This window comes from Caldanaerobacter sp. (genome assembly GCF_049701115.1).
Classification (GTDB): domain Bacteria; phylum Bacillota; class Thermoanaerobacteria; order Thermoanaerobacterales; family Thermoanaerobacteraceae; genus Thermoanaerobacter.
The window spans coordinates 21162-34370 of sequence record NZ_JBNATX010000024.1; the positions used below are offsets into that span (position 1 = coordinate 21162).

General features: G+C 36.8%; 15 protein-coding genes and 2 tRNA genes. 2 read left to right on the plus strand and 15 right to left on the minus strand.

The window, feature by feature from the left end; genetic code table 11:
• Nucleotides 1–2 precede the first annotated feature (2 nt).
• From ACPLVE_RS07870 to cwlD, 5 genes are all read right to left on the minus strand, one after another.
• A complete protein-coding gene (locus ACPLVE_RS07870) occupies nt 3–2183 on the minus strand; it encodes a DUF4129 domain-containing transglutaminase family protein (protein ID WP_424611017.1) in 2181 nt (726 codons plus the stop codon).
• On the minus strand, nt 2176–3306 hold the full coding sequence (locus ACPLVE_RS07875) for a DUF58 domain-containing protein (protein ID WP_424611018.1): 1131 nt from the start codon (nt 3304–3306) through the stop codon (nt 2176–2178). The genes ACPLVE_RS07870 and ACPLVE_RS07875 overlap by 8 nt, the downstream gene beginning before the upstream one ends.
• Entirely contained in the window at nt 3299–4252 is a 954-nt protein-coding gene (locus tag ACPLVE_RS07880; protein WP_424611019.1) for an AAA family ATPase, read from the minus strand. Before ACPLVE_RS07880 ends, ACPLVE_RS07875 begins: the two co-directional genes overlap by 8 nt.
• Nucleotides 4233–4892: a pyrophosphatase PpaX gene (ppaX, locus tag ACPLVE_RS07885; protein WP_424611020.1), complete on the minus strand. Its 660-nt coding sequence runs from the start codon at nt 4890–4892 to the stop codon at nt 4233–4235. The genes ACPLVE_RS07880 and ppaX overlap by 20 nt, the downstream gene beginning before the upstream one ends.
• Nucleotides 4893–4970: 78 nt before the next feature.
• A complete protein-coding gene (cwlD, locus tag ACPLVE_RS07890) occupies nt 4971–5609 on the minus strand; it encodes an N-acetylmuramoyl-L-alanine amidase CwlD (RefSeq protein WP_424611029.1) in 639 nt (212 codons plus the stop codon).
• 142 nt (nt 5610–5751) lie between these two features.
• On the opposite strand from cwlD, the gene ACPLVE_RS07895 reads away from it, so the two are divergent.
• Entirely contained in the window at nt 5752–6723 is a 972-nt protein-coding gene (locus ACPLVE_RS07895) for a LysM peptidoglycan-binding domain-containing protein (protein WP_424611021.1), read from the plus strand.
• Nucleotides 6724–6741: 18 nt separating this feature from the next.
• Here ACPLVE_RS07895 and trxB read toward each other — a convergent pair whose 3' ends face one another.
• The 7 genes from trxB to ACPLVE_RS07930 form a co-directional block, all read right to left on the minus strand.
• On the minus strand, nt 6742–7659 hold the full coding sequence (gene trxB, locus ACPLVE_RS07900) for a thioredoxin-disulfide reductase (RefSeq protein WP_424611022.1): 918 nt from the start codon (nt 7657–7659) through the stop codon (nt 6742–6744).
• A 101-nt stretch (nt 7660–7760) separates the two neighbouring features.
• Nucleotides 7761–8036 (minus strand): spore coat protein, encoded by a 276-nt coding sequence (locus ACPLVE_RS07905; protein WP_424611023.1) that lies wholly within the window; start codon nt 8034–8036, stop codon nt 7761–7763.
• Between the two features lie 14 nt (nt 8037–8050).
• Nucleotides 8051–8233 carry a spore coat protein gene (locus ACPLVE_RS07910; protein ID WP_424611024.1) on the minus strand — a complete coding sequence of 61 codons (183 nt, stop codon included), beginning with the start codon at nt 8231–8233 and terminating at the stop codon, nt 8051–8053.
• Nucleotides 8234–8313: 80 nt separating this feature from the next.
• Nucleotides 8314–8628 (minus strand): MazG-like family protein, encoded by a 315-nt coding sequence (locus tag ACPLVE_RS07915; protein WP_424611025.1) that lies wholly within the window; start codon nt 8626–8628, stop codon nt 8314–8316.
• Nucleotides 8629–8645: 17 nt separating this feature from the next.
• Entirely contained in the window at nt 8646–10166 is a 1521-nt protein-coding gene (locus ACPLVE_RS07920; RefSeq protein ID WP_424611030.1) for an FAD-dependent thymidylate synthase, read from the minus strand.
• A 108-nt stretch (nt 10167–10274) separates the two neighbouring features.
• Nucleotides 10275–10350 (minus strand) — tRNA-Lys (locus ACPLVE_RS07925).
• Nucleotides 10351–10353: 3 nt separating this feature from the next.
• A tRNA-Tyr gene (locus ACPLVE_RS07930) sits at nt 10354–10439 on the minus strand.
• A gap of 144 nt (nt 10440–10583) precedes the next feature.
• Between ACPLVE_RS07930 and ACPLVE_RS07935 the strand changes: the two genes are divergently transcribed.
• Nucleotides 10584–11360 carry an exodeoxyribonuclease III gene (locus ACPLVE_RS07935; protein WP_424611026.1) on the plus strand — a complete coding sequence of 259 codons (777 nt, stop codon included), beginning with the start codon at nt 10584–10586 and terminating at the stop codon, nt 11358–11360.
• An 18-nt stretch (nt 11361–11378) separates the two neighbouring features.
• Here ACPLVE_RS07935 and ACPLVE_RS07940 read toward each other — a convergent pair whose 3' ends face one another.
• The 3 genes from ACPLVE_RS07940 to ACPLVE_RS07950 all read right to left on the minus strand — a co-directional run bounded on the left by ACPLVE_RS07940 (nt 11379) and on the right by ACPLVE_RS07950 (nt 12840).
• Nucleotides 11379–11867 carry a ferritin-like domain-containing protein gene (locus ACPLVE_RS07940; protein WP_424611027.1) on the minus strand — a complete coding sequence of 163 codons (489 nt, stop codon included), beginning with the start codon at nt 11865–11867 and terminating at the stop codon, nt 11379–11381.
• A gap of 71 nt (nt 11868–11938) precedes the next feature.
• The gene (locus ACPLVE_RS07945) at nt 11939–12322 is read right to left on the minus strand and encodes a class II SORL domain-containing protein (RefSeq protein WP_424611028.1); all 384 of its coding nucleotides are present in this window, start codon (nt 12320–12322) and stop codon (nt 11939–11941) included.
• Between the two features lie 29 nt (nt 12323–12351).
• Complete coding sequence (locus ACPLVE_RS07950) at nt 12352–12840, minus strand: ferritin-like domain-containing protein (RefSeq protein ID WP_424611031.1); 489 nt, start codon at nt 12838–12840, stop codon at nt 12352–12354.
• Between the last annotated feature and the right edge of the window lie 369 nt (nt 12841–13209).

Consider the following 13209-nt stretch of genomic DNA (forward strand, 5'->3'; position numbering starts at 1 on the left):
TATTATATGCGAAGAATTCTTTTTATGTCAAACTTCCCTCTTTTATTTAAACTGTCAAAAAACTCCTTCATTCTTTTTATTTCTCCCGCGCTTGGCTCTTTAGAACCGTAGACAATCCTATTATATATATCGGTAATTTCTTCAAAATCTTCATATCCTGCTTCTGCTACACGTTTCCCATATTCTACAGTTGTTTCAAAATCCCCCATTTTAAGACCTTCCTTAGAAAGTTCTTTAACCATCTTGTCATAATAATATATAATAATGTTTTTTTCATGTTTATAGATTTCTCTCTTCTTTCTTAAGTTTATGAGAATCCAAACAAACACCCCCAATAATACAGCTAGGAATACAAAACCAACTGCAATCTTTATTAATTTCGATTTTCTATCTATACCTACCGCCTCGGAAGAGGAAGAAACGCCTTTTTCTTCTGGTAATAACACTTCCCCGGAATCTTTGGAAGTTACCTCCTTTTTATTGTCAGGCAAAATATCCTCCCCGTATAGGTCAGAAGAGCTGGAAGACAAAAATATGGGAAATTCAATAGAAGGATAATAAGGAGTTGGCTCAAAAGTAATCCATCCATAATCGTCAAAGTAAACTTCTACCCACGAATGGGCTTCAGCTGTTGTAACCACATATTCCCCCATTTTGTCCGTAAAATGGGGCATTTTAAATCCCACTACATATCTTGTTGGAATCCCAATCGTCCTTAACATAACAGCCATAGCAGTAGCATAGTGAGTACAGTAACCCTTTTTTAGGTCAAAAAGAAAATAATCTACAAAATCCCTACCAGCAGGAGTAGGAGGAACATGAAGTGAATAGGGTAATTGTCTCAGGTATCCCTCTACAGCCTTTACTTTATCGTACTGATTTTTCGCATCTTTTGTAATAAAGTAAGCTAGCTCTTTTACCCTCTCAGGAAGCTCTGAAGGGTAGGAAAGATATCTTTTTCTGTCTTCTTCGCTCAAACTTGTACTTCCCTTTTCTTTTAAATCTTTTAAATCTATATAGGGTTTAAGATACGTCACCACATAAGACTCTCCGGTGCCATGGGAAGTCTTTGCTTTTAAATTAAAATTGTCTTTTTCGTAATAAAAGGCATCACTTATCTTATAGGGCTGCCAAGGTGAAAATAAAATATCAGACTTTATATTCACAGGGATTATTTTTAAACTTTTCACTTGGTATTTCACTTTTTCATTAAAAGTAACTGGTAATACTTCTCCCGCCTCTTCATATTTATACTGCTGATTGTAATTTGCCCATCTGCTTTTTCCCAAAGGTGAAGTGATATATTGGTCATATACTAAGCCTCTTAAATAAGTCGCCTCATCCCCAATAACCTTCATCACAACAGAATTTGACGCTTTTATAGGTCCTCCTAAATCAGCTGCAAAGGAGAAAAAGGTCTCCTCTGCAGGCTCTCCTTCTTCCCTTCCGACACCATTCCGCCACTCCCTTGTAAAAGGAAAAGTATCGTAAAACCATTCTTCCAGCTTGTCCCATTTCAAAGGACTAAAGGCCTTTGGCATAAGTTCAGCCCCAAAAGCACTTATAGAAGAGAAAAAAATTACTATAACTAGAAAAACAGAAATAGGTCCCCTTGCTCCATTTCTTTTGAAATAATTTTTAACACCAAGGTCCGTAAAGCAAAGAAGAATATAAACCATCAAATAAACATAAGCTTTGTCAACGTAATTATACCATTGAATAACAAAAAACATCATACCCAGAAACAGAGTCAAAAACCAGTTTTTCATCAAGCCATTCACCAAAGTCATCATAAAAGCCGCAATCCCAGCGGTTATAAACAAGGTAAAAACTTTATATTTTTCTGTAAGAAGATAAAAATCCCAGGAAGAAGGGGCTTGATTCATATATATAATTATCCACCTAAAAAAACCTTCAATATAGAGAAAAACATCTATCAATATATCTCTGTAGCCAAAAAAGAGGATAAAATCCACTACAAGGATTAAAGTAAGCAAAAGCATAAGAAGAAAGGGCCTTCTAAAAAGAAAATAAAAGGTAACTGTAAAAATTACTGTTACTATTACAACGTATAACCACCAAAAGTGAAATTTAAATCCCTCTAAGGCTGAAAAAACTACCACCAAAGAAAGGGCTGCATTAATAAAATTTTCATACAGGTTTTCTCTTAACCTCCTATTCATTTTCACTCCTCCACAAGACCACTTTAACCTTTATTTTATCCATCACATCTTTGACTTTTCTATGGTCGTTTACATAATAAATTATAACCTCTACACCTCTATCCTGAAGCTCATGGAGTTTACCTAACATAACATTATCAATATGAGGAGTTATTACAATAAAAGTCGCATCTCTTGGAACAATGGCGTACAAATCTTCAAACTCTAATATACCTTTATCGTAAACAGGAAAATTATTGATGCTGGCCTCCATAAAAGCCTCAAAGTCTTTTATGTCCCTACCTCTTACCTGAACTCGTCCCGTGGAATAATCTAGCAAATTCACAGGAATCCCTGAAAGGAGAGCGTATTTAGTCAGAGAAACCATACATTCAGCACAATCTTCATCTAATTTCCCCTCTATATCCTCTAAAAAATGATTCTTATTAAGGTCCCACAATAAATAAATTTCACTCATAGCTGATATTTGGAATTCTTTTGCATAAAGCTCACCTTTTTTAGCAGAAACCTTCCAATGAATCCTTTTAATACTATCTCCCGGAACATATTTTCTAAGCTGTAGCATATTAGCATAATCCTCAAAAGCTCTATTCTTTGATTCAACCATTCCAAGTTGTTGTGCCGCCTTTAGATTTGGTCTCATATCTTTCACCTTAGGATAGACCTTTAACCTTACTTTTTGGTCATAAAACTTTACCTTAGCAAAAATCTCAAAAGGATCTTGAAACTTCAATTCAAAAGGTCCTATAAAATATATACCCCTTCTCATTAGTGTAAACTTTTTCTTAAACTTTTTATTTTTGAAACTGGGTACATAGCCCTCTATAAGTCCAAATTCGCCACTTAGAGTAGAATAATCTCTTACTTCTATGTTAAATACCGGCAAAAAACTGTTATTTATCAGATTTATTTCGTATTCTGTCTCTCCACCTACAGAAAACTTTTCTTCACGGGCTACTATATATAAATCAAGTGAATTTTTGACATAGCGCAGGTAAAGATAATTCAAAAGTATAAAAATAGAAAATTCATAAAATAATAGAAGAATTATTTTCCCCGCAGTAAAAACAGAAAAAATTAAAGTCAAAAGCAAGAAAAAAAGGATTTTCCACTTATTACGCATACCTTCTTACCACCGGCACCTTGGTAGTATCCACTATGTTCTTTATAAACATTCTCTCATCAAGTCCCTCAAATTTTTCCTCATTCTTCAGTATAATTCTGTGAGAAAGTACGGGGATCGCTAATGCTTTTACATCATCTGGAAGTACATAGTCCCTACCCTGACAATAAGCCCTTGCCTGCGCTGCCCTCATCAAGTATAAAGTAGCTCTGGGACTCGCTCCCAGCCTTATTGCCTTGCTTTTCCTCGTAGCAGCAACTAAATTAACTATATAATTTTTTACAATTTCTTCCACGTATACTTTTTTCACTTCTTCTTGCATTTTTATTACCTCTTCAATGTCCACGACAGCCTTAAGGTCCTCTAAAGGATTTTTTTCACTAAAAGTCGCTAGAATCTCTATCTCTTCTGCTTCGCTGGGATATCCAATCTCTATCTTTACCATGAATCTGTCAAGCTGAGCTTCTGGCAGCTTAAAGGTTCCTTCATATTCGATCGGGTTTTGTGTTGCCAATACCATAAAAGGTTTCGGCAAAGGATAAGTCACTCCATCAACAGTAATCTGCTTTTCCTCCATAGCTTCAAGTAAACTCGATTGGGTCTTGGGAGAAGTCCTGTTTATCTCATCTGCTAAAACTATATTGCTCATTATAGGCCCTGGCTTGAATTCAAATTCTCTTTTTTGCTGATTATATACTGTTACTCCTAAAACATCAGAAGGTACTAAATCGGGAGTAAACTGTATCCTTCTGAAACTTGCGTTTATAGATTTAGCAAGGGCTTTTACAAGAGAAGTTTTCCCAACACCCGGTACATCCTCAATCAAAACATGTCCCTCTGCTAATAAAGCTATTAAAGCAAGTTCCACTGCCTGCTTTTTCCCTATTATCACTTTTTGAATGTTTTTAATGATATCTTCTACTTTACTATGCATAATCATTTTCATCGCATCCTTTAATTATTTTTAAAAGCTGCCACATATCTTCTATAAAAAAATCTGGCTTTTCTTTTTCTAAAAGATTAAAAGGTAAAACTGACCACTTTACAGCAACACTCTTTACTCCTGCATTCCGAGCAGCAAGTATATCGTAAGGGCTGTCCCCCACCATCAAAGCTTCTTCGGCAGAACTTTCGAGGAGATCTAGCGCTTTTAAGACAGGCTCTGGGTTAGGTTTGTGCTTTTCTGTATCTTCCAGACCTATAATCACATCAAAATACTTATCTATCTCAAAAAGCTTCAAACCTTTCTTAGCCAATTCTTTTCTCTTCGAAGTGACAACCGCCGTCTTTAATCCTTCCTCTTTCAATATTCGAAGTACTTCCCCTACATCTTCTCTAATTGTGGTGTATCTGTCGTGATATCTCTCATTATACTCTCTATAGGTTTGTAACATAATCTCCCAATTATCTTTACTAAACCTCTGCAATGTCAGAGGCAGAGGTTCTCCAAAATAGGGGATAATTTTTTCGGCATCTATTTCGTAACCCAGATGTTTTTCTATAGTGTAGACAAAAGAATTTATTATGAGTTGATTTGTGTCTATTACCGTACCATCCAAATCAAAAAGCACAGCTGTTACTTTCATGATGTTTCTTCCTCACTTTAATATTCTTTTTTCTTTAAGTATACAAAAAAAAGGCGAGAGTAACAAGGGGTAATAAATTTATTCGGAAATTTTTTGAAAATAATTTATTATCCCTTTGTAAATTGCCCATGCTATTTTATACTGGTAATTAGGGTCATTTAGAAGTCTCTCCTCTTCAGGATTCGACATAAAGCCGCATTCCACTATTACTGCTGGCATTTTCGCATTGCGGAGAATGTAGTAGCTATTAGAGCTTTTTGCCATTCTATCATTATTTGGATCCAACGTCCTCTTTAACTCTTCCTGAATCGATTCTGCCAATAGTTTCCCTTTTTCAGAATTCTGTTGGTAGAAGACCTGTGCTCCCTTGTACTTCGGTTGTGGGAAACTATTTTGATGAATACTTATAAGTACATCGCCCTCCAATTGATTAGCCTTTAATACGCGGTTTTTTAAATCCTTTGAAAGAGAAGAATCGGAAAGAGAATCATCTTCTCTTGTCATTATTACAATTCCCCCTGTGTGCTCAATGAGTTCCTTTAACTTTTGCGCAATCTCAAGGTTTAAGTCATCTTCATTTTTCCCATATTTACCGGGTTTCCCCGGATCATGCCCTCCGTGCCCGGCATCAATCACTATTATTTTATTCATTATTGGAAGTGTATTAAAAACAAAAACATTTTTTGTGTTCCAGCTATATGTAAAAATCGAAATCATTAATAATACCCCAAATAAAAACCATCTTTTAACCTTCACAGGACCCCCTCCTTTACTCTACACAAAAAGTTTTGCTATAACCAGTCTATTGTCACTCAACGAAAAAATTCACATATTATGATTTTAGGAAAGGAGGGAGTATATGATTACAATAGAAATACCCTATGTAGTTCAACCTGGAGATACCATTTTTTCAATCGCGAGAAAATTTAATACTTCTGTAGAAGCTATAATAACCAGAAATGGTATAACTAACCCTTCTCTCATATATCCAGGCCAAAGGCTCATAATACCAGTTAAGGGTGATTACTACACTGTCCAACCCGGAGACACTGTCTACCTTATTGCTCAGAGGTTTAATGTACCATATGAAACCATAATATATGTCAATAATTTAAATTACCCGTACAACATCTACCCTGGCCAAAAATTGTTTATCCCAGGAATAACAGCAAGTTATCCACCTTCACCAGTACCGCCTGTCCCATCTTCCGGACCTTGCCCAAAATATTACACGGTACAACCTGGAGATACTTTATGGAGCATAGCACAAAAATTTGGAATATCCATAGACGACCTCATTCGTTCTAACTACCTCCTGAATCCCAGTATGATATATCCGGGACAGACTTTGATTATCCCTTGCCCTTCAACTCCTCCATTAGAATATCCTACTTTAAAGCTGGGAGATAGAGGACCGTTTGTCGTCAATCTACAAGCTCGCTTAAAATCTTTAGGATTTGACCCAGGACCCATAGACGGAATCTTTGGGCCTCGTACGGAAGCAGCAGTAAAAGCCTATCAACAGAGCAGAGGTTTGCCTTCAACGGGAATAGTGGATGAAATGACATGGAATGCACTTTTATTTGCTACGCCTCCTGCATCCTCCCCTGCCGCTGGAAAAGTTTATATAGTAAAACCTGGCGATTCTTTGTGGACAATAGCACAAAAGTTTAATACATCAGTAGATGCTATATTAAAAGCGAACCCAGAAATAAAAGACCCTAACCTCATATATCCTGGCCAAAGAATAATAATTCCTGGCACTTCAGAAAAAACTATAGGTCCTCAAGAAATACCCGCTGAAGAGTCACAAGAAGGTGAAGAAAAATAGTCAGGAGGTTCCTCCTGACTATTTCTTTAAGCTCTCTATATACTTCTCAGCAGCATAAGCAGCCGTTGCTCCATCTCCTGCTGCTGTTATTACCTGCCTTAAAAGCTTATGCCTTATATCTCCTGCGGCAAAGACACCCGGGATGTTAGTTCTCATGTCGTCATCAGTGATTATATATCCGTACTCGTCTAATTCGACAATACCTTTTACAAGCTCTGTATTCGGGTCATAACCTATAGCAACAAAAACTCCATCCACATTTAACGTGCTTTCTTCTCCAGTTTTAACATTTCTAAGTCTTATCCTTTCCACTCCATACTCGCCTTCAACATCAACTACAACAGTATTCCAAATAAATTCTATCTTTTCATTAGCAAAAGCTTTTTCCTGCTCTATCTTTGTAGCCCTTAACTGATCTCTTCTGTGAATTATATAAACTTTTTTAGCGAATTTTGTAAGATAAAGAGCATCCTCTACCGCTGTATTCCCTCCACCTATTACAGCAACAACTGCATCTCTGTAAAAAGCACCATCACAGGTCGCACAGAAAGAAATACCTGCCCCTATGAATCTATCCTCATTGGGAACCCCCAATTTTCTGGGAGTTGCTCCCATCGCAAGTATTATGGCTTTAGCCTCATAGACTTTATTATTGGCGGTTTTTACCCTCTTTATCTCTCCTGTAATATCAAGGCTCTCAACATCTTCTAAAACTATCTCCAAACCATGCTTTTTGACCTGTGCCTCCATCTTTGCCACAAGATCCGCACCCGTAATCTCTTCATAGCCCGGGTAATTCTCCAACTGATAAGTATTTACTATCTGGCCTCCAAGATATGTCTTTTCAATAAGCACTGTTTTGAGCCTTGACCTTGCAGCGTATAGTCCGGCTGTAAGCCCTGCAGGACCCCCACCTAAAATTATTAGCTCGTACATAATAAAATCACTCCTCCTTTTAAACTAAATTGATTGCCATAAAATTATGGAAGCAGTAAAAACTATACTGCTTCCATAATTATATCACAAACTTTTCGTATTTACATCATCCCAACAGGCTGTTTGAATTTGTTCCTGGCCTCCTGTATATCTTGCGGTTGGGCTGCCTTAACTGGATACCATCCTCTCTGGTTCACTGCCGTCCATACAGCTCTCTGGTCTTCTAATGTGGAGTTTAAAAGGTTTATATACTCTCTCCTTATACTTTCATTAGCAGCTTCAACAGCGGCATGGCTTAACATTTCTATCGCCAGCTTATAACTTCCCAAAATATTCATCATTATCTCCTTATCAGTAATCTGTTGGTTTCCGTACATTACAATCTCTCCTTTCAACCTAAATGTCTCACTAAAGAGTTAAAGCTGTTCTGGCATCTGCTTGCTAAATTCTGACATAGTGCCTTAAGTTGTGGGTCCTGACAGCGGGTAGCGTAGTCATTTAATGTTTTTGTCATGTTTTGCTGTAATGTTAAAATATCATCAAGATACAGCAGTTCTTTTGTCGAAAGTTGCATTATACTTCTCCTCCTTTTTGTTATTTTTCAATTTTAATATGCGCATAAAAATAAAAAATATGCAGGAAACCCTGCACATTTCATTTTATATATCCTTTCCTTTTCAACTTTTCAATATGAGATTTCAATTTTTCTTCTATATTTATATTGTATTTTTCCTCCAGAACAAACATCATTGAGACGGCAACCTGAGCTACATCCAAAAGTTCTTCGGAAATTTTCTCCATTATTTCTCTTTCTGTTAAAGTTACATTTTCTCCATTCAGTCCCCTGAACTTTCCTATAGCCTGTGCTAATTCACCTGCTTCCTCCATTAGTTTCAGAGCCGTAGATTCCAATGAAGGAGTAAGATTATTAAGTTTTGGCAAGCTTATCTCCTTAAAATTCGTTTTCATAGTCTCCTCTCCATTTTTTAGGCTCTTCTTCTCCTCGCCATGAAAAACGCCAGCTGAGGCGCTACATTCCTTATCATATCAAGCATTTTGAATGCCGTTTCTCTTATATCCCACTGAGCCTCATTCGTACATCTTAAATTTGCAAAGTGGTCAAAAGCCCATAAATCCGCATTCATAACTACAAGCCTTTTATGAGCATTAGTAACTGCATAAGCACTGATTTCCGGCATCTTATCTTTAAGTTCATAGAATAAATCTTCTGAAGCTTTTATAGCCTCAACTAAAATTTCCTCAGCACCGGCCTTTTTTACGTTGGGAGGAATGACAAATCCATTTTCCACTGTAGGCTCTGCCCAATCAAAAATTATAGTACGATGGCGCAAGAGCTGATGCCAATTAGCCTCACTTATCTTGAGCTGGAATTTGAACCTCACTGATTTGAAAGCATCTATGAGATGATCAAACTCACCTATATCTTCTACTGCTATTTTTATGACCCTTTCCTTTTCTTCCTCTGATATCTTCTTTACTATCTTTTTCACATTTTCAAAATCTTTTCCAGAATAAGTAAATAAAATATGCTGGACAACTATATCAACAGGCGTATTTTCTGTTCCCTTTCCGCTATAATCTAGTAAAACCACATCCTCTGAAGAATCTTGCACATTTGTATCTATAAGATGCTCTGCCAATTCTTTCAATCTCTCATTCACCTTTATCTGATAAATCGATGGCTTCAAATGCCTTAACGTACTTGGAGCTATTTTTTCTCCTTGCTCTACTATCCTCTTTCCCAATATTTTTGCTTCCTCCGTAGGATGAGCAAATAACTTTCTTACAATATCTTGTAAATCTAGAGCATTTAAGGCAACCGCAAAGCTTGTCTTAGTTGCAAGAATTAACGCATATCTAGCATCCTCGAAAGCGATCTTTTCTATTCTATCTAAAAATTTTTCTTCAGTTTCTCCTTCCTTTTTTTCTTCACTGGCTTTAAGGTATTCCGTCAAAATCCTTACCAGCTTCTCATAAGCGTCGTAGGTCCTGTTCCAAACTCTCAAAAATTTTTCTTTTAAAATGGGGTCTTTTTCTAATTCTGGAGGAATTACTACTTTCTCTCTTGTGGGTTTTTGATATCTTTGACTCCACTCTATAAAGGCAGGCCTTCTGTTCATGAGTTCGATGTCTCCCGACAAGAGTCTAGATACATCTTCTACACAGAGGTGCAACAAATGTTGTTCCGCAATTGATGAATGTCCAAACCTTTCTACCCATTTTTCATGGAATTTTTTAGCCTTTTCTATGGCTTTCTCCATAGGAATGCTATGTTTTGGCAAATACTCAGTTATATCAAGGTCTCCATCCATCAGTGATTCTAAAATATTAAGCCTCCAGCTCGTATCTTTTCTGCTCACTTTCGAGTTTATAGGAGGAATTATAAATTCTGGGAGCGAATGTATGAAATATACAGGCCCATAAACATCAGTAACAAAATTTTGAAGGAGCTTCTCTTCCGCCGGAGTTAGCTTCCTCATCTGCATAGCAAAAACTCCTTTCAAAAATTGTAAAACATAAAGCCATACTTTATATAATTGTACCATAAAAACATACAAAAAAACAGCTATCATAAGATAGCTGTTTTTTACAAATGGTGACCCATCCGCGATTCGAACGCGGGACACCCTGCTTAAAAGGCAGGTGCTCTACCTCCTGAGCTAATGGGTCCCATGGTGGAGGGAGATGGATTTGAACCATCGAAGGCATACGCCAGCAGATTTACAGTCTGCCCCCTTTGGCCGCTTGGGTATCCCTCCATATTCTTTTTGGCAACCACAGAGCTATTTTATCATACGGTGACTGATTTGTAAATAGTTTTTATTGGAAAACATAAATTTTGCTTCAATATCATTTTCATTATATAATCTAATTAGCACTTTAATTATAACGGAGGAATTAGTATGAAACTCGTGTCATGGAATGTAAACGGACTAAGGGCATGCCTTAAAAAGGGCTTTATGGATTACTTTAAAGCGGCAGACGCCGATATCTTTTGTATCCAGGAAACAAAGCTTCAAGAAAATCAAAAAGACATTGAGGGATTAGACCTTAACGGGTACTATACTTTCTGGAATTTTGCAGACAAAAAAGGTTATTCTGGAACAGCTGTATTTACTAAATATAAACCCATTTCCGCATCGTACGGCATAGGAACCCCATACCATGACAAAGAAGGAAGAGTAATAACACTTGAGTACGAAAAATTCTTTCTGGTAAATACCTACACCCCAAATTCACAAAGGGGACTTACAAGACTCGAATACAGAATGAAATGGGAAGAAGATTTTAGGAACTATCTTTTAAAATTGGATTCTTTAAAGCCGGTAATTTTGTGTGGAGACCTCAATGTTGCCCATCAAGAAATAGACATAAAAAATCCTGCTGCAAATAGGCGAAATGCAGGATTTACAGACGAGGAAAGAGAAAAAATGACTATTTTGCTAAATTCCGGATTCATTGATACCTTCAGATACTTCTACCCAGACAAAAAAGATGCCTATACCTGGTGGTCTTACATGCACAATGCCAGAGAAAAAAATATTGGATGGAGAGTCGATTACTTCATCGTATCAGAGAGATTAAAGGACTATCTTATAGACTCACAAATCCATTCTGAAGTAATGGGAAGCGATCACTGTCCTGTAGTTCTTATAGTGAAAGAAGACCTTATAAAATAAAAGCCCGAAAAGGGCTTTTTAATATTCATCTCTTCTTATTCCGAACTCTGCTGACTCTACCCATTGTTCTGCTTTTCTCAAATGTCCTACCAGATTGTCAAAAATCTCTTTATGCTTTTGCTCTTCTTCTATCAAAAATTCAAACAATTTCTTTTCCTTTTCTTCCACCGCATCTTTTAGCATTTTTTCATAGAGCTCTATGCTCTCTATTTCTTTTTTCATTGCCATTTCATATACTTCAAGCTGCGTAGGAACAGGCCTTATATCGCTTTTAAACTCTTTTCCCGTTTCAAACACATTTTTATACTTTTCTGATATATCCGTTCTTTCAAGCTGATAGTCCATTTTCTGAGCCCACTTTTCAATTATTTCAGCATGCTTTTTTTCATCCCTAGCTAAATCTAAAAAGAGCTTTTCAAGATAGGTGCCTTTGTGCTTTTCTGCCTGCTCCGTGTAAAATTTTTCTCCATCTCTTTCCATTTTAACCGCAAATTCCAAAGCATTCATGCTAAACTCTCCTTTCAATTTTTAAAAAGGGCCTTCACCTAGTTATATAGTATAGGTGAAAGCCCGTTTTTTCATTCCACCTTTATCTCTTTGCTGTTTTCCCACAATCCGTGGATATTGCAATAGCTTGTAGCATAAATTTTACCGGATTTCTCTATTTTAAACTTTACTGTAACTTCCGGCTCCGTAAACGTTCCATATTCGCCGTGAGAAGTAAAATTATAATTACCTATTTCTACAGGGAACTTATCGCCCTCACCTTGGAAATAGACTTTTATCCATTTTATATGATGCTCTAAAGTATTAGGATGTGGTATTTCTTCTCCTATTACAACTTTGACCTCAAAAGGCTCTCCCTTCTCCACTTTTTCGGGACTATGTATCACCGGTACGTGTTTTTCCCCTTTCCAATCGCCACTCTGATACAAAGCTCCAAAACCTACCGGTTCGCACATGACACATTCCTCCTTATAATTTTAAAAATTTACTTAAGATGTTTCATGTTGTCCTTTAAAGTCTCTAAGTCTTCTTCGTGCTCAAGTTCGTCTTCTAATATCTCGAGAATCAGATGATAAGTCACCGGGTCTACATCTTTTAACTCAGAAAGCATTTTGTTGTACACTTCGATTGCACATTGTTCTCCTTTTATATTTTGCTCCAATAACACTTTTACATCCGGATTATCTGGAGTATCATATCCACAATTGGTGAGCTTATACCAATCTTCTGGTTTTACTATTGGAGTTCCTCCTAATTGAATTATACGCTCAGCTAATTTTTCAGCGTGTTCCAATTCTTCTCCTGCATGTTCAGCAAGTTCAGCAGCAACAGCTTCTCCCATTGGCCCTCTTGCTATCTTAGCCCCTATCCAGTATTGGTAATAGGCAAGCCACTCGTCAGCAAATGCCTTATTAAGCATCTCCACAATTTTATCAGCTTGTCCCCCCACAATTTCTCTTGCTTTTGTACCCATCAAACTTCTCCTCCCAACTTTTATTATTATCCCCACCTTTTAAAAAGGTGAAGCCTTTAATTTAATTATATCATAGTTCAATGGAAAATCAATATCCTCTAAAAATTTTTATAACTGATTCTCTTTTTCAATCGATTAAGTCTCTCAGTACATCATGTCCCCCAAAATAGAAAAAAGCAGAAAGAGATTCCACTCAGACTGTTTTAAAAAGTGAGCCTTAGTTTAGTCGCTTTGCAACTTACAAGCATTAACACAAAATGTCAGTTAAATAAACGAGGATTCTGTCAACAAATTAAAAGCGGGGAGATACCCTGCTTCAGACTGTTGACAAAATAAAGAAGTGGCATTTTGTGTGTAAATGCGACTTGT